General features: G+C 65.0%; 23 protein-coding genes and 1 tRNA gene. 12 read left to right on the top strand and 12 right to left on the bottom strand.

All coding sequences use genetic code 11. The annotated features are described in order from the left end of the window. Together FOE78_RS03440 and FOE78_RS03435 are read left to right on the top strand one after the other, a co-directional pair. Positions 1 to 1,008, top strand: coding sequence for an ArsA family ATPase (locus FOE78_RS03440; RefSeq protein WP_143985073.1), 1,008 nt, complete (start codon positions 1 to 3; stop codon positions 1,006 to 1,008). Beyond that, positions 1,005 to 2,195 (top strand): ArsA family ATPase, encoded by a 1,191-nt coding sequence (locus FOE78_RS03435; protein WP_143985072.1) that lies wholly within the window; start codon positions 1,005 to 1,007, stop codon positions 2,193 to 2,195. Before FOE78_RS03440 ends, FOE78_RS03435 begins: the two co-directional genes overlap by 4 nt. Here the strand turns inward: FOE78_RS03435 and FOE78_RS03430 are convergent. Next, positions 2,157 to 2,438, bottom strand: coding sequence for a WhiB family transcriptional regulator (locus FOE78_RS03430; RefSeq protein ID WP_143985071.1), 282 nt, complete (start codon positions 2,436 to 2,438; stop codon positions 2,157 to 2,159). The two genes, FOE78_RS03435 and FOE78_RS03430, sit on opposite strands and share 39 nt — an antisense overlap. Before the next feature lie 199 nt (positions 2,439 to 2,637). On the opposite strand from FOE78_RS03430, the gene FOE78_RS03425 reads away from it, so the two are divergent. After that, positions 2,638 to 5,082, top strand: coding sequence for a transglycosylase domain-containing protein (locus tag FOE78_RS03425; protein WP_143985070.1), 2,445 nt, complete (start codon positions 2,638 to 2,640; stop codon positions 5,080 to 5,082). Positions 5,083 to 5,158: 76 nt separating this feature from the next. Here FOE78_RS03425 and FOE78_RS03420 read toward each other — a convergent pair whose 3' ends face one another. Further along, positions 5,159 to 5,644 carry a GatB/YqeY domain-containing protein gene (locus FOE78_RS03420; RefSeq protein ID WP_143985069.1) on the bottom strand — a complete coding sequence of 162 codons (486 nt, stop codon included), beginning with the start codon at positions 5,642 to 5,644 and terminating at the stop codon, positions 5,159 to 5,161. Between the two features lie 40 nt (positions 5,645 to 5,684). Here FOE78_RS03420 and FOE78_RS03415 point away from each other — a divergent pair, with 40 nt between their 5' ends. Beyond that, on the top strand, positions 5,685 to 6,635 hold the full coding sequence (locus tag FOE78_RS03415) for a metallophosphoesterase (RefSeq protein ID WP_143985068.1): 951 nt from the start codon (positions 5,685 to 5,687) through the stop codon (positions 6,633 to 6,635). A gap of 75 nt (positions 6,636 to 6,710) precedes the next feature. Beyond that, positions 6,711 to 6,787: transfer RNA gene (locus FOE78_RS03410), tRNA-Pro, on the top strand. 86 nt (positions 6,788 to 6,873) lie between these two features. Here FOE78_RS03410 and FOE78_RS03405 read toward each other — a convergent pair. From FOE78_RS03405 to FOE78_RS03375, 7 genes are read right to left on the bottom strand one after another with little or no spacing between them, the layout of a single operon-like run. Next, the gene (locus tag FOE78_RS03405) at positions 6,874 to 8,046 is read right to left on the bottom strand and encodes a site-specific integrase (protein WP_143985067.1); all 1,173 of its coding nucleotides are present in this window, start codon (positions 8,044 to 8,046) and stop codon (positions 6,874 to 6,876) included. Continuing rightward, positions 8,043 to 8,234, bottom strand: coding sequence for a helix-turn-helix domain-containing protein (locus FOE78_RS03400; RefSeq protein ID WP_143985066.1), 192 nt, complete (start codon positions 8,232 to 8,234; stop codon positions 8,043 to 8,045). The genes FOE78_RS03405 and FOE78_RS03400 overlap by 4 nt, the downstream gene beginning before the upstream one ends. 50 nt (positions 8,235 to 8,284) lie before the next feature. Next, entirely contained in the window at positions 8,285 to 9,832 is a 1,548-nt protein-coding gene (locus FOE78_RS03395; protein ID WP_210414783.1) for a replication initiator, read from the bottom strand. Next, positions 9,829 to 11,289: an FtsK/SpoIIIE domain-containing protein gene (locus tag FOE78_RS03390; RefSeq protein ID WP_143985065.1), complete on the bottom strand. Its 1,461-nt coding sequence runs from the start codon at positions 11,287 to 11,289 to the stop codon at positions 9,829 to 9,831. Before FOE78_RS03390 ends, FOE78_RS03395 begins: the two co-directional genes overlap by 4 nt. Further along, on the bottom strand, positions 11,286 to 12,047 hold the full coding sequence (locus FOE78_RS03385; protein ID WP_143985064.1) for a WhiB family transcriptional regulator: 762 nt from the start codon (positions 12,045 to 12,047) through the stop codon (positions 11,286 to 11,288). The genes FOE78_RS03390 and FOE78_RS03385 overlap by 4 nt, the downstream gene beginning before the upstream one ends. Then, a complete protein-coding gene (locus FOE78_RS03380) occupies positions 12,047 to 12,487 on the bottom strand; it encodes a hypothetical protein (RefSeq protein ID WP_143985063.1) in 441 nt (146 codons plus the stop codon). The genes FOE78_RS03385 and FOE78_RS03380 overlap by 1 nt, the downstream gene beginning before the upstream one ends. A 3-nt stretch (positions 12,488 to 12,490) precedes the next feature. Then, a complete protein-coding gene (locus FOE78_RS03375) occupies positions 12,491 to 12,832 on the bottom strand; it encodes a hypothetical protein (RefSeq protein ID WP_228266023.1) in 342 nt (113 codons plus the stop codon). A gap of 206 nt (positions 12,833 to 13,038) precedes the next feature. Between FOE78_RS03375 and FOE78_RS03370 the strand changes: the two genes are divergently transcribed. Together FOE78_RS03370 and FOE78_RS03365 are read left to right on the top strand one after the other, a co-directional pair. Next, on the top strand, positions 13,039 to 13,872 hold the full coding sequence (locus FOE78_RS03370; RefSeq protein WP_143985061.1) for a hypothetical protein: 834 nt from the start codon (positions 13,039 to 13,041) through the stop codon (positions 13,870 to 13,872). A gap of 4 nt (positions 13,873 to 13,876) precedes the next feature. Continuing rightward, positions 13,877 to 14,674 (top strand): protein phosphatase 2C domain-containing protein, encoded by a 798-nt coding sequence (locus FOE78_RS03365; RefSeq protein WP_143985060.1) that lies wholly within the window; start codon positions 13,877 to 13,879, stop codon positions 14,672 to 14,674. Between the two features lie 409 nt (positions 14,675 to 15,083). Here the strand turns inward: FOE78_RS03365 and FOE78_RS03360 are convergent, their stop codons facing one another. Then, positions 15,084 to 15,638 (bottom strand): hypothetical protein, encoded by a 555-nt coding sequence (locus FOE78_RS03360; protein WP_168207357.1) that lies wholly within the window; start codon positions 15,636 to 15,638, stop codon positions 15,084 to 15,086. A gap of 1,294 nt (positions 15,639 to 16,932) precedes the next feature. Continuing rightward, positions 16,933 to 17,574, bottom strand: a complete 642-nt coding sequence (locus FOE78_RS03355) for an ATP-binding cassette domain-containing protein (RefSeq protein WP_168207356.1) — start codon at positions 17,572 to 17,574, stop codon at positions 16,933 to 16,935. Positions 17,575 to 19,132: 1,558 nt separating this feature from the next. On the opposite strand from FOE78_RS03355, the gene FOE78_RS03350 reads away from it, so the two are divergent. Both FOE78_RS03350 and FOE78_RS03345 read left to right on the top strand, forming a co-directional pair. After that, entirely contained in the window at positions 19,133 to 19,327 is a 195-nt protein-coding gene (locus tag FOE78_RS03350) for a hypothetical protein (RefSeq protein ID WP_143985057.1), read from the top strand. 286 nt (positions 19,328 to 19,613) lie between these two features. After that, positions 19,614 to 19,901 (top strand): hypothetical protein, encoded by a 288-nt coding sequence (locus FOE78_RS03345; RefSeq protein WP_143985056.1) that lies wholly within the window; start codon positions 19,614 to 19,616, stop codon positions 19,899 to 19,901. Between the two features lie 257 nt (positions 19,902 to 20,158). On the opposite strand, the gene FOE78_RS03340 is transcribed toward FOE78_RS03345, so the two are convergent. Next, complete coding sequence (locus FOE78_RS03340) at positions 20,159 to 20,932, bottom strand: DinB family protein (protein WP_143985055.1); 774 nt, start codon at positions 20,930 to 20,932, stop codon at positions 20,159 to 20,161. 59 nt (positions 20,933 to 20,991) lie between these two features. On the opposite strand from FOE78_RS03340, the gene FOE78_RS23735 reads away from it, so the two are divergent. From FOE78_RS23735 to FOE78_RS03320, 3 genes are all read left to right on the top strand, one after another. After that, positions 20,992 to 21,969, top strand: coding sequence for a mycothiol transferase (locus FOE78_RS23735; protein WP_210414782.1), 978 nt, complete (start codon positions 20,992 to 20,994; stop codon positions 21,967 to 21,969). 70 nt (positions 21,970 to 22,039) lie between these two features. Continuing rightward, a complete protein-coding gene (locus FOE78_RS03325) occupies positions 22,040 to 22,783 on the top strand; it encodes an alpha/beta hydrolase (RefSeq protein ID WP_143985054.1) in 744 nt (247 codons plus the stop codon). Positions 22,784 to 22,953: 170 nt separating this feature from the next. Further along, positions 22,954 to 23,934 (top strand): type IV toxin-antitoxin system AbiEi family antitoxin domain-containing protein, encoded by a 981-nt coding sequence (locus tag FOE78_RS03320; protein WP_143985053.1) that lies wholly within the window; start codon positions 22,954 to 22,956, stop codon positions 23,932 to 23,934. The last annotated feature ends 19 nt before the right edge of the window (positions 23,935 to 23,953 follow it).

The raw sequence follows: 23,953 nt of genomic DNA, 5'->3' as shown, positions 1-23,953 counted from the left end.
ATGACGACTGTGCACCGGCCGAGTTGGCTGACCCCGCCACCGTCCGACGGCCCGCGGCACACCCTGCATATCGTCAGCGGCAAGGGCGGCACCGGCAAGACCACCATCGCCGGTTCACTGGCCTGTGCGCTGGCCACCGACGGACGCCGGGTGTTGCTCTGCGAGGTCGAGGGCCGGGACGCGATCTCCCAACTCTTCAACACCGACTCGCTGCGCAATCGCGGCGAACGCCGGCTGATCAAGACGCCGGACGGCGGCACCGTCTACGGGCTGGCGATGGACCCCGAGAACGCGCTGATGGAGTATCTGGAGACCTTCTATCACCTCGGGCTGGCCGGCAAGGCACTGGATCGCTTCGGGGTGGTCGATTTCGCCACCTCGATCGCGCCCGGGCTGCAGGACGTACTCCTCACCGGCAAGGTGTACGAGGTCGCGCGCCGGTTGATCAAGGGCCTGCCGAACGCGTACGACGCCGTCGTGCTGGACGCCCCGCCGACCGGCCGGATCGCCAAATTCCTCAACGTGCACGACGCAGTCGCCGATCTGGCCAAGGTCGGCCCGATCCGCGGCCAGGCCGACTCGATCAACGCCGTACTGCATTCCGAGCACACCGTCGTCCACCTGGTCACCCTGCTGGAGGACATGCCGATCACCGAGACCGTCGAGGCCATCGACGACCTGACGCCGACCAAGATCGAATTGGGCGCGGTGATCGCCAACATGATCACACCGACGTCACTGGACCAAGATCAACTCGCGCTGGCGGCCGAACATCGGCTGCCGATCGCGGTGCCCGGACTGTCCGACGTCGCCAACAAGGCCTTGGCCGACGAATTCGCTGTCGACGCACAGCGGATGCTGGCCGAGCACCAACGACGGCTTCGCCTGCAGCAGCTCGACCGGCCACTGGTACAAGTTGATCTTGACCCGTTCGGCATCGAGGTGGAGTCGCTGTTCGGCATCGCCGCCACGCTGCAGGATCAGTTGGCCGACGAGGTGCGAGCATGATCAATCGGGCCCTCGACCTGCAGGCGACCCTGGACGATCGGCAGACCAAGATCATCATCTGCTGCGGCTCCGGCGGCGTCGGCAAGACCACCACCTCAGCCGCGCTGGCCGTGCGAGCCGCCGAGGCCGGCCGGAAGACGGTCGTGCTGACCATCGACCCGGCCCGCCGGCTGGCCCAGTCGCTCGGCGTCGGCAACCTGGACAACACGCCCCGCCCCGTACAAGGCATCGACACCACCGCCGGCGGATCGCTGGACGCGATGATGCTGGACATGAAGCGGACCTTCGACGACGTGGTCACCGCGCACGCCACACCGGACAAGGCCGAACAGATCTTCGCCAACCCCTTCTACCAGGCGTTGTCGACATCGTTCTCCGGGACCCAGGAATACATGGCCATGGAGAAGCTCGGCCAACTGTCCGCCCAGGCGGAGACCGACGGCAGTTGGGATCTGATCATCGTGGACACGCCACCATCGCGTTCCGCGCTGGATTTCCTGGACGCCCCGGAGCATTTGGCGGCCCTGCTGGACGGCAAGTTCCTGCGGATGCTGCTCACTCCGGCCAAGGGCCCGTTCCGGCTGATGAGCGTCGGCTTCAACCTCGTCTACTCGGCGATGGAGAAGGTGCTCGGCGCCCAGATCATCACCGACGTGAAGACCTTCGCGGCCGCCTTCGAGACCCTGTTCGGCGGGTTTCGGGCGCGCGCCCAGGAAACCCTGCGGCTGCTCAGCTCCGAGCAGACCACCTTCGTGGTGGTCGCGACGCCGGAGCCGGACACCCTGCGCGAGGCCAACTTCTTCGTCGACCGATTGACCGAATCAGGACTGCCGCTCTCCGGCCTCGTGGTCAACCGCACCCACGCCAGCGAGTTGGAGATCTCCGCCGAGCGCGCGTTGGCGCTCGCCGAAGACCTGCAGAGCTCCGATCAAGATCAGCATCCGGGCCAAGATCAACACCGGGGCCAAGATCAACACCGGGGCCAAGCTCAACACCCGGCTGAGATCGCCGCGCTGCGGCGGCATGCCGACCGGATGCGGATGATCGAACGCGAGCAGCGCCTGCTGGACCGATTCCGAAGTTCGCGACCCGACGTCGCGATGGCTCGGGTGCCGGCGCTGCCGCGCGACGTCACCGATCTGGATGCGCTACGGGATGTGGGCACCTCGCTGATCGACCAGCAGTGAACGCCAACTCCTGACATCGGTGTGCTGACGCAGCAGTTGCCGGCGCTCCCGCTCGGTCATGCCGCCCCAGACACCCCACTCGATCCGATTGTCCAGCGCCTCTGCCAGACACTCGGAACGGACCGGACAGCCGGCACAGACCGTACGCGCGCGTTTTTGCTCAGATGCCTCCGGGAAGAGGGCGTCCTCCATCCCACGACAGTTCGCTTGCAGCGTCCAGTCCTCTTGAAACAACGCAGTCATTGCGTGAACCCCCATACAACTCGACCCGATCCACGCCCGGACTCCACCCGTGGCCCGCGCTTCCCCTGTGGATCAGATGAGGGAATAGTACGAACGAAGTCCGTGTGTGACTAGGGCTAAAGGCCCGAGACTTTTTCGCAACATCGACGTCGGACACGATGATTCGGCGGGCACTTGAACCTCCCGTACCCTGTAAGCCATGCCTTTGAGCCCCAAGCGCGCCGGAAGTGTCGCCTACTCCGCGGCGATGTTTCTCGTCGTCAGCATGGTTGCCGGACTCTTGGTGGCCGGTCTGGCCGTCCCCGTCGCCGCGATGGCCGGCGTCGGCGGTCGCGCCGCCGAGAAGACGGTGGATGACCTGCCGCAGGCGTTCGAGACTCCGCCGCAGCCGGTGAAGAGCAAGGTCACCATGGCCAACGGCAAGACCCTGGCGTACTTCTTCGACCAGGACCGGACCTACGTCAAGCTGGACGACATCGCGCCGATCATGCGGCAGGCGCAGCTGGCGATCGAGGACCACCGCTATTACCAGCACGGTGCGATCGACGTCACCGGCACCATCCGGGCATTGCTCACCAACGCGGCGTCGGGCGGCGTCTCCCAGGGTGGTTCGAGCATCACCCAGCAGTACGTGAAGATGGTGCGGATCACTGAGGCGCAACTGGCCGGCGACGAGAAGGGCGTCAAGGAGGCGCAGGACGACACCTACGCCCGCAAGATCCAGGAGCTCAAGTACGCGATCGGGTTGGAGAAGAAGCTCAGCAAGGACCAGATCCTGGAGCGCTACCTGAACATCGCCTACTACGGCGACGGTGCGTACGGGGTGGAAGCGGCCTCCCAGCACTACTTCGACAAGCACGCCAAGGACCTGAACATCAACCAGGCGGCGATGCTGGCCGGCCTGGTGCAGAGCCCGGACGCGGACAACCCGGTCCAGCATCCGCAGGCGGCGATCGCGCGCCGCAACGTGGTGCTGAATCGGATGGCGGAGCTGAACATCATCACGCCGCAGCAGCTGGCCTCGGCCACGAAGGCCGGCTTCCATCAGGACAAGGTGCAGAACCCGCAGAACGGTTGCATCAGCAGCCAGTACCCGTTCCTCTGCACCTACGTGTACCAGAGCCTGCTGAAGCAGCCGAGCCTGGGCAAGACCGAGCAGGACCGGATCAACACCATCAAGCGCGGCGGGCTGACCATCGAGACCGCGATCGATCCGAAGACCCAGGACGCGGCGCAAGAGGCGGTCAGCAACTACGTCGGCCCGAAGGATCCGGTGATCGCGACCATGTCGATGATCCAGCCGGGCACCGGGTTGATCATCGGGATGGCGCAGAGTCGGCCGGTGATGGGTAACGACGCCAAGAAGGGCGAGACGTACTACTCCTACCCCGCCCCGCCGGATCTCGGTGGCAGCAGTGGCGGTTTCCAGTCCGGCTCGACGTTCAAGGCGATCACCATGGCCGCGGCGTTGGAGGCGGGCGTGCCGCCGTCGAAGAAGTACAACGCGAAGTCGCCGATGGATTTCACCGGCACCACCTGGAAATCCTGTGACGGCAGTTTTGTCCTCGGTGACAAGCACTATGCACCGAAGAACTCGACCGGCGTCAACGGCGTGATGGACATGCGCAAAGCGGCGAAGTACTCGGTGAACACGTACTTCCTGCAGTTGGAACACACTATCGGCCTGTGCCCGGTGCTGAAGATGGCCGAGAAGCTCGGTGTGAAGCTCGCCTCCGGAGAGCCGATCTCGGAGTCGCCGGCGTACAACCGCTCGCCGTCGCTGACCCTCGGCGTGGCGAACATCGCGCCGCTCAGCCTGGCCGAGGCGTACGCCACCTTCGCCGCCCGCGGCATCCACTGCGATCCGATCATCATCGACAAGATCACCAACGCCGACGGCAAGGAGCTCAAGGCGCCGAGCGCGAACTGCAAGCGGGTGATCTCCGAGGACGTCGCAGACGGTGTGAACGACATTCTGCAAGGCGTGATGACCGGAACCGGTGCGCCGGCAGCTTTGCCGGACGGGCGTCCGGAAGCGGGCAAGACCGGTACCACCAACGACAACCAGGCAGTCTGGTTCGCGGGCTACACCCCGGACCTGGCCGGCGTCGCCTCGGTCGCCGAGGACGTCACCAGGAAGCCGTTCCGCGCCGGACACGTCCGCTCCGGCGGCTTGGAGTATTACCACCTGTCCACTGGGGTGACTCTGCAAGCGACCGGCGGCGGCGATGCCGGAGCAGGCATTTGGAAGCCGGCGATGAGCAAGGCCCTGAAGGATGTCGATCCGAGCAAGTTCGCCGACTACAAGAACAAGGACACGGCCAAGATGGTCGACCTGCCCGACGTTCACCAGATGAGCATCAAGAAGGCCACCAACAAGCTGGAGGACGCCGGCTTCAGCGTGGTGCCGACCACGCAGTACAGCGATCAGCCGGCCGGCTACTTCATCGGCTTCTCCCAGTACGACGGCAAGCTGCCGAAGTTCAGCACGATCTACGCCGTCTACTCGGCCGGTCCGGCGCCGCAGCCGAAGAAGGACAAGAAGTCCAACTCCGACAACGGCGGCAAGAAGAACAAGAAGTCAGACAACGGCGGCAAGAACAAGAAGAACGACGGCGGCAAGAAGGGCAAGAAGGGCGGCTAGCCGACTCGGCAGCTGACACAGATCCGGCCGCCGACCCGTTGGGGTCGGCGGCCGGATTCTTGGTGCAGCGGCTCGATCAGGCGCTGAGCTGGCGCTTGACTTCGTCGGCGACGGCTTTGCCGTCGGCGCGGCCCTTGGTCTGCGGGGTGACGACTCCCATCACCTTGCCCATGCCGCGCACGCCCAATTCGGCGGCACCGGTGCTCGCGATCGCGTCCGCGACCAGCTTGCTGATCTCCTCGTCCGACAGCGCCGCCGGCAGGTATTCGGCCAGCACGGCGCCCTCGGCCTCCTCCTTGTCGGCCAGCTCCGGCCGGTCGGCGTTGCGGTAGGCCTCAGCCGACTCACGCCGCTTCTTCGCCTCGCTGATCACCACGTCGCGGACCTGGTTCTCGGTCAGTCGGACCGCCTCGGTGCCGGAGGTCTCGGCCCGGCTGACCGCGGTCAGCACGCCGCGGATGGTGTCTGCGCGAAGCCGGTCCCGGGCCTTGAGCGCGGTCGTCAGATCGGAACGCAGGCGGGTGATCAACTCGGAGTCGGTGTCGGACTGTTCGGGGGACATGTGGCTCAGTCTCCCACGGGGCTCGGGTAGCCTTCTCGCCATGTCCGCCCCGGTGATCGACGAGCAGCGCCCTGCCCGCAGCGTGCTCCGGCGGATCGCAACCGGCACGGCGACGGTGGCCGGTTTCGGTGCGGCGTGTGTGGCCTACGCCGGCCTGTACGAGGTGCGGGCCTTCACCCTGCGTCGGGTGCACGTGCCGGTGCTGCCGGCGGGCGCGCGGCCGATCCGAGTGCTGCACATCTCCGATCTGCACATGACGCCGTACCAGCAGGCCAAGCAACGCTGGGTTTCCCGGCTGGCCGGGCTGGAACCGGACCTGGTGATCAACACCGGCGACAACCTGGCCGATCACGACGCCGTCCCGTACGTGACGACGAGCCTCGGCCGGCTGCTGGACGTGCCCGGGGTGTTCGTCTGGGGCTCCAACGACTACTTCGGGCCGAAGTGGAAGAATCCGCTGCGCTACCTGAAGAAGGAACAGCACACGCCCCGGCCGGGCGGCAAGCAGCTGCCGTGGGACGAACTGCAGAAGGCCTATCAGGACGCCGGCTGGGTGGAGCTGACCGATTCCCGAGCGCGGTTGAACATCGCCGGCACCGAGATCGAATTCCGCGGCACCAACGACGCGCATCTGGAGCTTGATCAATACGGCAAGGTGGCCGGCCCAGCCGACCCGACCGCCGACGTCGCGTTCGGTGTGACTCACGCCCCGTACCGGCGGCTGCTGGACGCGATGACCGCCGACGGAATGGATCTGATCATCGCCGGTCACACCCACGGCGGTCAGGTCTGCGTGCCGGGCTACGGCGCGCTGGTCGCCAACTGCGATCTGGACCCGGCCAAGGCGAAGGGATTGTCCACCTACCAGGCGGGTGGCAAGCGGTCCTTCCTGCACGTGTCCGCCGGTCTGGGCACCTCCCCGTACGCCCCGGTGCGGTTCGCCTGCCGCCCCGAAGCGACCCTGTTGACGCTGGTCCCGCGACCGTCCTGACCGGGTTGCGGAACCGATTCGGAGCATCGGGCCGCGATGGGCTAAACTCTCCGAGGCCTCGTTGATCGAGGCCACCGGGGTGTGGCGCAGCTTGGTAGCGCGCTTCGTTCGGGACGAAGAAGTCGCAGGTTCAAATCCTGTCACCCCGACCACACAAAACCGGCCCCTGACCAGCACAGTCAGGGGCCGGATCGCTTTCCCGGGTGGAGCACCAAGCACTCCGGTGTTACCAACGGTGTTACCTCAGCTCATCGCCGCTCGCCTTGTAGACCTCATCCATCACCAGCGCACCCGTCTGGATCACCGGCCGAATCTGATGCCGATAGACCAGCTCGGTGACCGTCGTTCCGCTGTGGCCGACGAGCATGGAAATCGTCTCAACCGGAATCCCACGATCCGACAACAGTGAGACGAACGAGTGCCGCAACTCACGCGGGGTCCACTCCTCCGGATCGATCCCATCGACCAGCCGCAGCGCGCGACGAAACGATCGCCGAACGTTCGCCGGATGCATCTCCGTGCCAACCTCCGAGGCGAACACCAATCCGCTATCCCGCCAACGAGAGCCAGCCGCGAGCCGATCCTCGGCCTGCTGAACCCGTTCTCGTCGCAGCGCTTCGATACAGAGCGCAGGCAACGCGATCGTCCGGCGCGACTTCGGCGTTTTCGTCTCGCCCTTCCTGCGAACCGAACGCCAGACCGCGATGTGCGGCGGCACCACATGGCCGTTCACCTGCTGGGCGTCGAGATGGACGTGATCCCACCGCAGCGCCCGCAACTCCTCCGTTCTGGCACCGGTCAAGATCGACAACACGATGTAGTTGTGCAACCGATCGGACTTCGTGCCTTCAAGCACGGCGTCGACCTGCTCCGGAGTCAGCGACTTCGACGGTCGACCGGGCCGGCCATGCGGCATCTCGGCCAGCTCGACGACATTGCGTCGCACCCGCTCCTGAGCCATCGCACGACGAACCGCCCGGTTCAGACACGACCGCACCGCCTGAATCGTCCGCGTACTCAGCGACTCGGCCAGCTTCGCCAACCAGGCCTCAACCTCGGGCGTTCGCAGCTCACGAAGCTTCCGAGCGCCCAGCCACGGGAGAATGTGCTTCTCGGAGAGGTGCCGACAGTTGTCCCGGGTCGCCTGATCCTTGCGGACCAGGCCGTAGGTCAACCAGTCCTCGACGGCCTCGCCGACCGTGTACCCGCGATCATCAACGAACGTCCCCTCGGCCAACTCCCGCGTCATCTCCCGCAGAACGGCCTTCGCCTCGGTCTTCGTCCTGCAGAATCTACGCCGATGAATCCGACGACCGTTGCCGTTGTAACCGACTGAAACGTCCGCGACCCAACGCTGTCGCTCCTCGTTCCAGTACAGCGAGCCGTCACCATGCGCACGCTGCGGCGTCATCGCGTCATCCCATCGATGTAGTCCGCCAACGCCTGCACCGGCACCAGCCGGCGACGGCCCAACTTCACCGTTCGAAGCTGACCCGACCTGATCAACTCGTAAATCTGCGACTTGCTGACCCCCACCGCATCAGCCGCCTCCTCAACTCGGTAAGCCAATGCGGAAACCCTCGAATCCTTCGTTTCCATGATCATCTCCTGTCCACGCACGACCGGTTGTTGATCAACTCGTCGGACTCTTACGGGGATGGCCCACCGCCATCGCGATCGATTGCCGGTTGGTTGTCCACAGGCGCGGTGATGATCTTGGCGGCGTCGTATTGTTCTCGCCAGGTGCGTCGTTCTTGGATCGCGGCAAAGATGATCTTGCGGTACTCGCCGGCATCGCCGGGTCGAGTATCGGTCCAAACGTACCGAGGTAGCCCGTCGGGCGCGGTGACGTCGGCGGCGAGCCGTTCGACCTCGGGTGGCACGATCCCGGCCGCGTGCAGCGTTTCCCGTACGACGGTCGCGCGGTCGGCTTTGTGCTCGGCCAGGGTTTTTCCCGACCAGTGCCGGGAGACCAGCACTCGGCGGCCGCCGACGCCGAGGTGTTCTCGATCATGGGCCTTACTCGGGCAGTGTCCGGCCTGCATGCCCGGGGTCGGATTCTTGGGCTGGATGCCGTAGCGCAACCAGTTGGCGCAGTGCTCCGAACACGGCAGCCAGCGCAACTGCGCGTGCAGCCGGTCGATGTGCGCCATGCGCCGCTCATCGACCACAACGTCTTCGTCGGTGGCGGTGAGGGGTTCGGCGATGGCTTTGGTGAGGTATTTGGTCAGGTAGCGGATGGCCCGATCAGCCTCCTCGGACGGTGCGATGATTCCGCGGATGTCGGCCTGTGAGCCGAACCGCATCACGTGCGCCGGACGGTTGTCGGGATCGTCGGCCAGATCGGCGATAGCTTGTTCCCAGGTCGGCAGGACTTCGCCGGTGTCGGCGTCCATGTAGCCGGTGCCATCCCACACCGGCACCCGCTGCACGAATACCGGCCGGTCGAAGGACGGCCACCACACCTGCAGGTAGGTGGCACGGATCACCTGCCGCAACAGCTGGCGCGGGATCGCACCGCGGATCGCGGCGTGCAGGTGCGGTGCGAGGCGGCGTTGGGGTTCGACGGTGGCGAAGTACTGGACCTTGTAGCCGGCACAGCGGCGCAGGTTCTGCCAAAACCGATCCACCAATCTTGGGAACAGCAGGGCGTCGATCGCGGCCCGCCGATAGTCATACGACTCCGGGTCGGTCGGTGCGCCATCGGTGATCGGACCGTACGACGGCAACGTGAGGGTGAGGAACATCGAGGGTCGGTACTCGTGGCCGTCCGGGCTGGTGAACGTGCGCCCGATCGTGCGATCCTCCGCAGCGACGCGGGGAAGATCAACAACATCAGGTCTGCGCCGGGTCGACCGCACCCGCCGATCACTCTCGTCGCCCGCCTGCTCGTGATCTTGCTCGTCCTCCTGGCCGTTCTCTTCGGTGTCGTGATCTTGGTCGGGTTGATCTTGGTCGGGTTCGGTGCCAAGGTGCCAGCCTTCGGCGCATTGCTGCATCCGCAGGATCCTTGCCTTGTGCGCGCACGACGGGCAGACCGATTCCAGGGTTGAGCCGCACGGGATCGGCACGGTCTCCTCGGTGCCGGTTTCGCGGTCGAGCACCCGGCGCAGCAGGGGGCGGATACAGACTCGTTCGGCGATCGCGAGCTCGCGGACCATGTCGGTAGTCAGATCGACCAGCATCCGGATACTCATGCCGCACTCCGCGACCGCGACCGGCTCTTCGACTGTTGCTCCGGCTCGTCGGGGACCTCGATCGGCCGCGGATGCGGTGCGGCGAACCGGTGCGCGGTCTCGATGATCATCCGATCCGGCACGAACCCGGCCCGCACCCTTGTCAGGCGACCGGTGTCGTCGATGACGAAGCCGACACCGGGCAGATCCCGCGGGATGTGATGACACGCCGCCCCAGCACTGATGGCACCGTCGCCGAGGGCCATGGCGACTTCTTCCCGTTCACGGAGTCGCAGGGCAATGGTCTGGCCGAACAGGTGCCGGGCTTTCAAGGTTTCCTTGCGCGGATCTTGCAGGAATCCGAACACCACGAACCCCGGTGCGCGGCCGATCGAACACAGCCGGGCCAACGCCACTTCAGCCCTGCGCACCAGGTCCCGGTCGGGCAGGTAGGCCACCAGCGAGGCCAGCTCGTCGATGATCACCACCACCCACGGCTCCCCCACGCTCGCGACATGCTGCCGTGATGTGCCGGCCATCCTGCGGGCCCTGTTCTCGCAGTCTCGGACGGCTTCTTCGAGCAAGATCACCGCCCGCTGTGGGTCGTCGGCGTAGCGGGTGAACAGGGGTCGGCCGAGGCCCAGTTCCATGCCGCCCTTCAAGTCGATCCCATGCACCTCGACCAGGCCGGCCCGAACCGCCGGGGCCAGGCCGAGCACCAGGGACCACATCACCGAGCCCTTGCCCGCACCCGAACAGCCGGCCGTCAGGCAGGAAACGCCCAGGTCGACCCGCCACGGCTCGCCGTCCTCGGTCCGGCCCAACACCACCGACAGACCAGCCGACCCCGCGGGGACGGCCGGATCCGGTAGCGAGGCAGTGAACATCTGAGCGAGTGGATCCTCGAAGCCGGCCACGATCTGACACGACGTCCGCGCATTGTCGGGGATCACCCGCAGCCGAACCGCGCCGACACTGGTCCGCAGACGCTCGGCCGCGTCCTCGACATCGGCCACGGTCTGCCCCGACACCAACCCAGGAACCATGACGAGGCGTCCCTGCCGCCACCGGCACGACGCCAGCCGCGGCACCACCAGCCGCTCTGCCGCACTCGTCGGCCCAGGCCGGCGGGACGTCGCTGGTGCGCGGCGGGCCAGGCCGCACGACTCCATCAACGACGGCCACGACCGCCGCACCCACCGCCGCAGCCAAGCCCGATACAGCCGATCAGCAGCCAGTCGCCGATACGACCCCGGCAGCAGCCGAGCCCACAACCCGACCAGCGCCACCGGCACCACAACCATGATCAACAACAGCCGCGCATCCGCGACCACTCCGACCAGCACGGCCAGCAGCCAAGCCACCGACCGAACCGGATGCCGGCGCAGCAGCCGGCCTCCACCGGACAGCCACCACCAACACTCCCAGCCGACGGCCCGGACAACCCGGCGCACCATGATCAGGATCGACATGATCATGCCGCCTCCGACCAGCCGCCAGCCCGCCGGCCGTGCGGCACCGCCAACACCGACCGGCCCGACTCGCGTTCATGATCAACACCCGGGTCCAGCTCATCCATCGAGGACCACCGCTTCACCCGCCGCGGCTCGGGGATCGCACACTCGGGGAACTCGAACAACAGGCGCAACTCCCACGGCCACCGCTGCACCGGCCGCCCAGCCAACATCGCCGGCAGCAACTCCCGCATCCGCGCCATGCCACGCTCCCGGTCCGGGTCGATCCACGGGCCAACCCACCAGCCACCCGGCACCATCCGCACCGGCTTACCCACCCGATGCACCAGCCGGGTCACGAACCGGCGACGCCGGCCCTGATACAGCAACCGTCGCAACCGAGCCCGCGCCTGAACCAGATCCGACGCGCCCCGACCCACCCCCGTACCAGCCGAACTCCGACCGTCCAACACGTAGCCGTGCCGGTGCTCCACCACCTCACCGACATCCCACGCCGGAGTGAACCGGACACCACCCCAGATCCCGGCCTCCTCATCCCGCACCAGCGCACCGGCCAGACACGCCGACCGCAACGGACACCCCGCACAGATCCGGGCGCACAGCCGCACATCCGGCGCCGACGTGGAAAACCACACATCCGGCGTCGTCCGAGCACACGACGGCACCAAATCCGCGATCTCATCCCGATCCGCAGCCACCGCCCACGCCGGCCGGCCCACCACCACCGCCTCGGACGGGGCCGGTTCCGCCTGCCCGGTCATCACGCCACCGCCGGGAAGTCGAGGTCGGGCCAGTCCAGCAGCGGGCCGGGCCGGTCGAACCGGACACCCGCATCGGTCCAGCCGATCACCGTGTGCTCATGCGACCCACCCGCATGGGCGAACCCGGCCAGCACCAAGCCCAGATGTTCGCGATCCAGCCGAGCCAGCACACCGCCGAGATCCGCCACGGCCGGACCGCCACCGAGCGCGGCGACCAAGATCAAGAACGCCTGTTCGCCCGACGACAACACACCCGCCTCAGCCGTGATCGCGTCGGGATTAACCCACCACGACCCGGACGACTCATCGGTCCGAAGCCACGGCCAGCCGGCCGCGGCGAACCGGCCACCGAAGCCCCGGACCAGCAACTCGACCGCCGCCTCGCACCCGTAATCACCACGCGCCCACGCCCGCAGACCAGCAACCTCGTTGCCCGACATCGCTCACGCCGCCTTCGACGACGAACTACCGGCAGCACCACTGCGGCCCTGCCGCGGCTCGGAGAAGCCGGTCGCCTTGAACGAATACGCGATCCGATGAAAGGTGCCGACCTCCTTCACATACGGCGTCACCGTCAAACCCTCCAAATGCACCGGCCGTACCGGCACACCTGACACCGCCGCCGGAGGAACCGGCTGCACCTGCGCTGCCACCTTCACCCGGAACGTCCGCTCCCGCGCCTCCGGATCGAAATCCATCACATCCACCACCCACACCGGCAAACCACTGTCCTTATCCGTGGCCTGCACCCGGTTCTCCCGAGACGACCGATCGAAATCGGCCATCGGAGCCACGTCACCGACGATCCCTACCCCATGCGGGAAGACCTCGGCACACTCCACACGAAACGGTCCCTGAACTGGCATGACTGCTTCCTCTCGTCGTCGAGGGGGTCTAAACCGCTGATGCGACAACCGCCCTCGATTGGTTTAGGGGTATAAACACGTTAACCGGCATCATCGCCGCTGTCAAGAGGTTCTAAACTCGCGCTGTGTCGAGCAAGAGTGAACTGACCGCCATCCGCGACGAGCCGGACCCGATCCTCCGGGCACGTCAGGCGTCAGCGCTCATCAACGAGTACCAGCAGCAGTCCCTCGAACTGGCTCGGCTCCGGCGCGAAGCTATCGAGGAAGCAGCAACGACACGCGGACTGACCTTCACCCAAGTGGCCAAAGAGCTAGGGCTTTCCAAGGGCCGGATCACCCAGATCCGGCAATCCGCACCTCCCGTCGAGCGCGCCCTGTTCGGGATGGGCCCCGTCACCGTGGCAGTCCCAATACGCCCGGTCCCGGACCGCGACCTCGGCATGATCGCTGCCGAGGACACTCGGTCCGCCGAGGCGATCACCGAAGCTCTCCGCAAACTCTCGCTTGACGTGGAGCACTACGAGATCCCAGCCAGCGGCGAACTCGACTTCGACGGCGATGCCGTCATCATCTGCGGACCCAAGTCGTCGGCAGAGGCCGCAGAGCTCATCGCCGCGGACCCGCACTTCACGTTCGCACCCGACCGCGACGGCCGCTGGAGCATCCGCGAGACTCCGACCGAACGAACCTACGAGTCGCCCTTGGACAACGATCCCGAGACCCATCGAGACGTTGCGTACTTGTCCGTGCGCACCACAGACGACAGCCGACGGCTTCTCGTCGCCGGTGTTCACGCGATCGGATCACTCGGTGCCATCACCTATGTGATCAATCACCTGTCCGAGCTGTACCAGCGGAGCAAGATGGACGCGAATCTCTCCACAGTGATCGAAACAGCGTTCGACGGACTAACCATCCGGGAAGCAGAGCGCATATCCGGCATCCGGGTTTGGCCGTGACCTCATGAGCCTGCACGTCCAGATCGAAAGCTGGCCCGGGTCCGCTGAGCGCGCAAACGAGGATTGGGCGGGACACGAGGCCAATGTCATTGTCGTACTCGACGGCGCAGGCATCCCCAAGCACCTACCGACCGGGTGCATCCACAGCGTCGAGTGGTTCGTTAATCGCCTCGGTCCCGCGATCCTCCGCCACGCTAGGCAGTCCTCCAACTCGCTCGTCTCCTCACTAGAGCGAGCCATCACCGACGTCCGCGTACTCCACGAAGATCGATGCGACCTCACCAACCCCAACGCCCCATCAGCCACGGTCGTCATCTTGCGCACCTCAAACGACGTCATCGAAGGACTCGTCCTCGCAGACTCCACCTTGGTGATCAAGAAGACGTCCGGTGACGTGATTGCGATAACTGACAATCGTCTGCAGCAGCTAAAGACACAACTGACCGCCGGTGGGCGACCGCCTGCACGCGGCGACGCCATGAGCGGATACCGCAATCGCCCCGGCGGCTTCTGGACTGCCGGAACTCTGCCGGACGCGGCCTCCCAGAGCCTGATCCTCGCCTGGCCGGCCGAAACCGTTACCGAGGCAGCGCTACTTAGCGACGGCGCAACCAGACTCGTAGATCTTTTCCACCAGACCGAATGGCCGCAGCTCATGGATCAATTGGGCGCCCAGGGACCCGCCTCGGTTCTCAGAGCCGTACGCCAAGCGGAGGACTCCGATCCGAACGGCGAACGGTGGAGACGATCGAAGGTACATGACGACGCAACCATTGCGTACGTCCGACGGCTGCGCCGCTAGAAATCGTCTCGCGGGGCTCGGATCGGAGCAGTTGACACCGTGCGTTGATCTGCTCCTTGCCACGGATCGCGTCGCCGAAAACCGACTAAGGTCCGCGCACGTTCGGCAGGCTCGCCCTCACCCCTACCTGTGTCGTAACCATCCGTCCAGCGGGCGCCTACCTGGTCATAGCCCCAGGTCACTCGTCATGCGATACTAGACCGCCACCGACAACGGCATCACCAATCGCCACAGCACGGATCCGCCCAGCAGTCCTCCATCACCTGACTCCACGATCCGTCGGCACGACGGCTGCGCTGTGGCGATCTCCGCAGAGACACAGGATCGACTTGTTGGGACTGAGGGGTACTGACCATCGCGCAGAGATTCGCCCTTCCCGCCGGGCGGTCACTCGAAGCGTTTCGTAAGGCTAATGCGCTGCTCGGATACGTTCAACAAGCCGTTCCAAGCGCGGTCTCGGCCGAACCACGAGATACAGTGCTCCACCAGCCAGAAACACAACACCAGCAGCAACGATGTCCGCAGCAGAGGCGGTGCGGTTCACGCCGGTCAGGATCGGGACAAGCCCTTCATCTGGGCCCATGAGACCGATCAGTGCGACGGCTGTGATCGGTGCCCACAGCCAACTCGCCGGTAGCGCCGTAGCCAACGCGCACGCTTCGCCTGTGATGAAGAGGACATTCTCGATCATGACCTGTACCGGCTGCGGCGCAGGACGAGTGGCGGCCGACGGCAACATACACGCGATCGGGACAACCGTGAGTATCACGATGAGCAAGATCCGCTGTGGAACGAGTTGACGAGCTCCATGATGCTCTAACTGAGCGACATCTCCGATCAGCGCCAGCCCCAGGATCGGAACCGTTAGCAATGGCTCAATGAAATAGCCAACCGCGTGGACATAGCTTCCATCGAGCGCATCGCTCGCACTTGGCAGCGGAATACGTGCGATTCCGATCCCCACAAAGCCTGTCGATATGGCGACGGCCAGAAACGCTGGGACTCGATGAGCGTGCAGGAACGCTACTCCTGAACGAGACACCGTACCCCTGCGGGCTGTCGAAGGACCCATCTGACCTGCTCGTTTTCCGGCGCTTGGAGTATGGCTCTCGAAGAAGCGCTATAGGCAGTTGACGATGTCTTTACGACACGCGCCTCGAGCCACGTCAGACGGTCTGCGACCGGCTGGGGCCAATCCGCCAGTGTCTGCGTTGATCCGATGTGGGGGCACCACTCCCACACCAACGTCGCCTCTGCGATAGTGACGTTGATGCTGGCAGGGTCGGTATTCCACAGGCTGGCGCGCGCCCAAGTATCTGGCGCGCTGAGACCGGTGTCTACCAGGCCGGCCGGAGCGTTAGCACCCGCAACGATTAGGGGCGTCCACATCGGACTCGCCACACGTGCAGCTAAAACCCCAGCGTTGGCGTGGTCTGGCCAACTACACACCAGGATGCCTCTTTTCAGGCAAACCCGAGGGCCACCGGCCGAATTCACGATCGCCGAGCGTGACGGACCGAAGCTGAGGACGAGTGCCGATCCCGCCATCAGTAACGCTACACACAACACAGAGGTCGCGACCCGAAGTCGGGCCGACAAGTCCCGCAGCTGGGCAGCGACAAATAGAGCAGCCCCCAGCCCGATGAATAACAAGAACTGCCCGATCAGCACTCCACGAACCGGCGCAAGTCCAGCCGGAAATATGCCATCATCAAGACCCGAAAGCAGAGCAGGGTAATGCCCGGTAGCGGTTGCGAGAAACGCATTGCCCAGCCAGACACCCAGCACCAAGAGCGGAATGCATGCATAAAAGGGAAGAAATGTACCTAGCATCCACCCAAGCGCGGCCACTTCGACGACAAAAGCCGCAGCAACCAGGGTAAGCCCGAGATGCGGCGTCCTCCACTGTGAGACAGCGCCCGTGCCGACCAACGCCATCAAACTCAGGAAAATCACCGCAGCTACACCCCACAACGCTGACCCTCCCAAGCCGATTAACGGAGACCCCAGTTGTCTGACACTTGTCCTACCACCGGGAAACTTGCGGCGAAATCGGCTCGCGTCAAACACAGCCGCTGCGGACGCCGCTATATCAATAGCAAGACTGTGGTTTGCCGCCATCCGTAGCGCATCATCCCACTCGCCCGCAGACCATCCTTGCTGGAAGGATTGGAATATCCCGGCAACAAGAGCGAACGGAACAAGAAAACGCGCAGATGACAGTCGAGCCGCAAAACTCACGGCTCCGACACCAGATCTCATGCGGAGGTCCTCACGTCGAACAAAGAGAGGTACGCCGCCTCAAGGTCTCCTGTCCGACCGCTTAGTGCGGTAAACGCCTCAGTAGCGCCATCGAAGCGAACTACTCCATGATCAACCACCACAACTCGGTTCGCAACGGCGACAACGTCCTGGAGTATGTGAGTGCACATGAGCACTGTCGCTGTGTCTGCGTATCTCGCAATCACGTCGCGCACCGCAATACGCTGTTGGGGGTCAAGGCCCGCCATGGGTTCATCAAGGAGCAACACCTCTGGCTCATGAACGGTCGCGGCAGCAATCGCGGCACGACGACGCATACCACCAGACAACTCCTTGACGAGGCTGGCGCTCCGATCTACTAGATCGACCCGCTCTAACGCGGCAATGCCGGCCGTTCGTGCGTCCGACCAATCGAGGCCCTTCAACCAACCTGCATACGTAACCATCTCCGCGACTCTGAACCTCTGCGGCAGCTGAGGGTCTTGTGGCAACCAGCCGATCCTCCGCTGAGGGCTCCCACGTTTGGCAGGACGGCCCCCGAGAACCTCTACCTCTCCCGAGTCCGGAACCTGATCACCCAGTAGGCAAGCGACCAGCGTGCTCTTTCCTGCACCATTCGGACCGAGCAGAACGGTCACGCCTGGCGACCCTGTGACGGAAATACCGTCCAGGGCCACCAGGCGACCAAACCTTACGGTCACGTTGCGTGCGGCAAACACGGGCGACCCCACAACCCTGCTCCTCAGTTAGAGGCTGTCACCGTGGCAGATGCACCAGGTTGCCCGACGATGTAGGGACGGACGTCGAAATGGAACTTCGCAGCCGACCACTTGTATCCCGTAAAGGTGTCCTTGGCATCGCAGTACATGATCCCGTCGGCTTCAAGGATGGTTTGATCCGGGAGGCCACTACGATCACGCTGCAAGCGATAGTTGAATCCCCCCTTACCACAGGTAGTGGCATCAGCCGTTGACTTACCGTTCGACGTCGAAGGAAGCGAGACATCCTTCGACTCCGACGACGGCAAGCGGGTCGGATTGGCGATCGAAATAGTCCCAGGGTTAAAGGACTGTGACAGCGTAGTCGCATAGGCGGCTGTCGGGACACCAACGAGTGCGACAACGACTGCACTCGTTGATGCGATCCTAGTAAGGCGCATTGCATCCTCCTCATTGAAGTGCTATGTAGCAGCATCAGAGCTTCTCATGACTGTTCGTAGGGTGTCAAGCCCCCCACCAGCTAGGCACGCCGCTCCACCCTGCGTACTGTTGCGTGTCGTTGCCCAGTGGGGCACCAAACTATGCCGGGCACCTGTCGGGGCTTTGCCTCTCAACGCCGAAGCGCGCCCGGGACGAACAACTTGCCGTAAGTCGCAATCGCCTGGGCGGCTGTGATGCGTCGGGTGATGTGCAATCGCCTTGGGCCGCCTTGGGCCGCGCTCTGCCGAATCTGCCTCTCATAGATCAAGGCGCGGCTGACGCCGCGCGCGGCTCCGGTCCGTGTCCTCGCTCGCTCCGCTCGCTGCGGGCCGGTCCTCGCCACGATTGCCCAACGGTCTGGCCATGACAGCGGCCACACGACCGACGCCCCACTCCATCGCGAACCAGCGGCCGAGCGTTCGACCTCAGGTCAGATCCAAGTGGCCACGCCCTCAGATCACTCACCAGGCCGCGTCCCCCTGATCGGACCAGTCTCCGGCCTCCGCTCCGTGCGTCAAGGCAACCTTCGGATTCGCTCCGCTCAGCCTTGACCCACTCCGCTCCGACCTACAACCGGCACCTATCAGGGGATGCGGCAGCTGTGGTCACGACGGACCACGCCGTTCTAGCGCGTGTTACGAAGTGTGTTACCTCCAACCGCGACATCGACAGACGGACTCACTCACACGCGCTCTTAGCGACGGTGTCCAGGCAAGGGCCACCACGACCAAGATCAAGTTCGGGACGAAGAAGTCGCAGGTTCAAATCCTGTCACCCCGACTTCGGCAGAAGGGCCACTGACCAGCGGAAACGCCAGCCGGTGGCCCTTCTCGGTTCCTGGCCGTTGCAACATGCATGCCACCACCGAGGCTCGGCCGGGCGTTTGCATCTCTCGCGGGATGGCCGCCCGGCCGGACCTGCGAAATTCGACTGTCAGACCGCTGCCGCATTCTGGTCTGTGTACAGTGAGGGTCAGTCCTGGGAGAGGAACATCATCATGAGTGTCATGGAGACATCAGTCGTCGATCTGACGGCAGATGCGAGCCTGGCCATCCTCGAACGAGAGTCACAGCGAGAGCTGGGCGTCTCGGCCCAGGAGTTCCTCGGCGCCTACGATTCAGGCAGATTCCCGGACGATTGGGACGTTGCCGCACTGTCCCGGCTAGAGATGCTCCTACCGCTCGTTCGGTGACTGGGCTACTTACTAGAACGTGCCTGGCAAGGACCCGTCGGCCGCACTCGACGCATTCCTGGATCCATTGAAGGATGCCGTGTCGTGTATCGGTGGTGCGACCTTTTCGCTCTCCCCGAAGGCGCGATCCGGCGGCAGTGATGTTCATCTCTGGACGTTGAACGAGGGCAACGGAATCGCTCTTGCATCCGGCCGACGGTTCACAGCAACCATGCACTTCCGGTACGTCGATGGTGGCAAGGAAGCTCCTTGACGCGAACGGTTCCGTGTAACAACGGTTGGTTACATGTACGCGTTGGCGCTTGACGGCAAGGGTGAGCTTTTCACCGCCCACTGGCATCCGTCGTCGAAGGTCAGCGACTTCGAAGAGCCTCACTACCATTTCGGCGCCGTAGCGCTGTCCGACTCCGGGGTGTTTATAGAGCGCGCTCACATCCCGTCAGGACGTGTGTCCCTAGAAAAGTTCATCCGCACGATGATCGAACAGTTCGGCATTACGGCCAGCTGCCAGGACTGGCGCGATCGGCTGAGTCGATCAGAGTCGGCCTTCCAACAACACAGCACGTGGCAGTAATTTCAGCTCCCCGTCATCGGGACGTTCTGCCGCCGGTCTCGGTCGAGACTCAGAGTCGCTCCGACAAATGCGGTTAGTGCACCGACGTGGCGTGGTCGAACAGCGTTGACGTGCCGCCGATCCAGCGTCGCCACCTCGATAAGTCGCCACCTCGATAATGCCAAGTCGGTCGGCCAGCGCGATCACCGAGCATCCGTCGTGCTCAACGGCAGATCGTCGTACTGCTGACTCAGCGGACCAACCCGCGCGACCTGCGATCATTGCGACTCATCCCCCGCTCTCAGGATTTGAACCTGCGACTTCGTCCCAAACTTGATCATGCCTGTGTGCGCGTCCTGTGACTCGATCAGGTCGAGGTCGCGGACGCAGAAGCGGTGGTGCTCGAAGGTCTCGGTGAGCACCGTACCGAGACACTGCCACACCGAGCGGCCGCGGGCGTACGGCGGCCACACGTCGTCATCGGGCACTGGCGCGCGGGCCGCGAGTTGCTCAGCGGTGATCTTGTCCAGCCAAGCCTCAAGCTCGACGGCCTGTGCCTGACGCACACGGACAACCTCGTCCAGACTCGGGTCGAGCCCGTTCGCCGCACGGTAGGGCTCGACGTCGGGTCCGATGCCGAACGGGGTGAACAGTTCCGTCGACCCCAGGCAGCAGCGGCGGAACCACGAGTCGTGCACGAAGACCAGATGACGCAGGGTCTGCAGGGCCGACCGCTCGTCGTTCACGCTGCGTCGTTCCATGCCGGGCCGCCCGCGAATCCGGTCGATCGTGGCGTCCCAGGCGGCGTGCAGGCGGCCGGCAGCCTCGCGGAGATCGGCGGCGTCCTGGGAGCGGATCAGCACCCGGACCGGATGTCGGCGGTCGAGCTCCGCCTCGACGTACGCGGTGACCTCGACGCCGTTCACCACCAGGTTGGTGACGAGCCCGTCGATCACCGCGTCCTGCATCACCACGCCGATCAGCCGTGCCCCGGTCAGGTCGCACTCACGAAACTCGGCATCGTGCAGGTCCTCATCGATGTACCGGGTCATGCCCGACACGTTAGATCCGGGCACCGACAGTCGACCGTCGGCCGGGGTCTGGTCGGGCGATGACGGCTCGAGTCTTGCGGTTCTCTAGGATTCCGGTCCCGGACATGTCGAGATCGGGCCGGCTGCTCCGTCTCAGGGATGAAGAGAAACATTGGAATCAACCAGAAAGGCTGATCGTGGCCCAGTTCGGAGTATTGATCTATGTCGGCGATTCGGCTCACGCCCCGGATGCGTCGAGCGATGACATCGCAGAGTGCGATGAGCATGCCGACGAGGTGACCGCCGCGAACGCGATGGTCGGTGCGTGGGCGTTCACGCCGCGGAATATGGCGACGTCGGTCCGCGGTGCCGGCGTGACTGCCGGACCGTTCGTCGACGCTGCCGACATCGTCGCCGGCTTCTACATCATCGAGGCACCGGATCTGGACGCAGCGGTTGCGATCGCTCGTACCAATCCCGCGCTCAAGGCCGGCGGTGGTGTGGAGATCCGACCGATCCACTCCGGCGGCATGGTCGAGCGGGCGCCGGGGGAATCGATGCCTGAAGCTCCCGCGGAACGCGATCTGCTGCTGCAACGCCTGGCCGGGCAGCGTCGGCACATCCTTGATCAACTCGCCGGGCTGAGTGAGGAACAGTTGCGCCGCCCCGTCCTGCCGTCGGGTTGGAGTTGTGTCGGTCTGGTGCAACACCTGACCCTGTCCGACGAGCGGTACTGGTTCGAGGTCGTGATGGCGGGCAAGCCGCTGGATTTCTGGCCCGAAGGGGACAACGCCGACTGGCAGGTTCCTGACGCAGTGCCGGCGGAATCGGTGATCGCCGACTACCGGGCCGCGATCGACCGGTCGGACGCCTACATCGCGGGGCTCGATCTTGATGCTCCGCCGGCTCAGCCGGAGGATTGGTGGGCCGAGGCCGGACTCTCCTTCCCGAACCTGCGGGCGGTGCTGCTGCACGTCATCGTCGAGACCGCAACCCATGCGGGACACCTCGATGCCGTGCGAGAGTTGCTCGACCGCAAGCAGTACATCGTGCTGTGACCCCACCGGAATGATCATGAAATCCGACCTCGGCTGACGGGATCGGCCGGCGACCTGCCAAGATTCGGCCATGGCGCTGGACCTGACCACGTACCCGATCGACGATTCTGCGCGCCCGACGGTGATGGTGCTGCCGGGCGGCGGATACGCCCATCTCGCCGATCATGAAGGCGAACCGGTCGCGCGTTGGCTGAACACGCTCGGTCTGCACGCGGCGGTGCTGCGCTACACCATCGGCGACGGCGCGCATCCGGGTGCGTTGCACGACGGCCGGCAAGCGATGCGCGAGCTGCGGTCCGGCCGCGCCGGGGTGCGGGTCGCGGCCGATCGGCTCGGAGTGCTCGGATTCTCTGCCGGCGGGCATCTCGCCGCCATGCTGGCCGGCGACAGCGCCGACGTGATGGGCGCCGAGTCGTACACCTTCGCCGGTCGGCCGGACGCCGCGATCCTCTGTTACCCGGTGACCGATCTGCGGGAAACGCTGAGCGGCCGGATTCCCAATCTGCACGTCGGTTCTGCCCGCAACCTGCTGCACGACCCGAGCGCCGAACTGCTGGCCGACCTGTCCCCCAGCACCCGGGTGACCGAGGACTTCCCGCCGTCGTTCATCTGGACCACCAGCGACGACGAAGGCGTCCCGGCACTGCACTCGCTGGAGTTGATGACCGCGCTGGCGGTGGCCGGTGTCCCGTTCGAGGCGCACGTCTTCCGGCACGGCCGCCACGGCCTCGGCCTCGCCGACGAGGAGGAACCGCTGGTCGCCCAGTGGCAGCAGCTCTGTGGCCGCTGGCTCACCGGCATCGGCTGGCTCTGACCCCGGCGGAGTTCGCCACTGATCGGGTGAAATTCGTACCGCCGACGGTGTGAATCTCACCCGATCGGCATCGCAGGAGTTGTCCACAGCCCAGCACGTACATCGAAGGGTCGTCCACAGATTCGCCGAACGCCCTCACTGGGGTCGATCGGTTTGTCAGAGTCCACCAGGTGTACCGCCGTTTCGATCCGTCACCCGAGCTGCGCCGGTTGATCGAGCACCAGTCCGGCGTCGTCACCAGGGAACAAGCGACCGCATTCGGCTTGGGCCCACGGTCTCAGCAACGGCTGGTCGAGCAAGAGCACTGGCAGCGTCTCGGACCGGGACTCCTCTTGTCCAGAGCGGGACCGGTCGAGTGGCTGAGCCTGGCGTGGGCCGGAGCGCTCTGGGGCGGCGACGACGCCAGGCTCGGCGGGTTGGCTGCGGCCTACCTGCACAAGCTCACCGACCAGCCACCCAAGACGATCCTGGTGCTGACGCCACATCGAATCCAGCGGGAATCCGTATCCCCGTGGCTGTTCCGGCGGGAGCGAGCGGGCGTGCGCAGTCGATCGGTTGGCGCGCTGCCCCGGACCTCGATCGACGACACCGTGCTCGATCTGTGCGAGCAAAGCGTTCGCGATCTAGGCGATGGTATCGACGGTCGAGGACGCAAAATTGATGGCTGGATCTCCGATGCGGTACAGCGAAAACTGACCACACCGAAGCGGCTGAAGCGGGCGCTCTCGGCGCGCTCACGATTCGCCGGGCGCCGTCTGGTGGAGAAGATCATTTCCGAGGTGGCCGGCGGAGCGCAGTCCGTGCTGGAGCTGGCCTATCTGAGAAATGTCGAACGAGCACATGGGCTGCCGCGCGGCCGCCGGCAGGTCGGCGCTCGATTGGCTGGAGGACGGATCTACCGGGACGTGCGATACGAGAAGTACCACCTACTTGTCGAACTGGACGGTGAAACCGGGCACATCGGCGAAGACCGTTTCCGAGACTTCCGCCGGGACAACGCCGCACTGCTGGAAGGTGAGGTCACGCTGCGCTACGGCCGTGTCGATGTCGACACGGAGCCATGCGCTATCGCATGGCAGGTAGCAGAAATGCTGGTCCGGGGCGGCTGGGCCGGAATGGTCACGCCCTGCCCCAACTGCTCCAGACCCTGATCGGGTGAAATTCGTACCG

It is taken from the genome of Microlunatus elymi, assembly GCF_007362775.1.
GTDB lineage: Bacteria > Actinomycetota > Actinomycetes > Propionibacteriales > Propionibacteriaceae > Microlunatus > Microlunatus elymi.
This window is presented reverse-complemented; position numbering and strand designations above follow the sequence as displayed.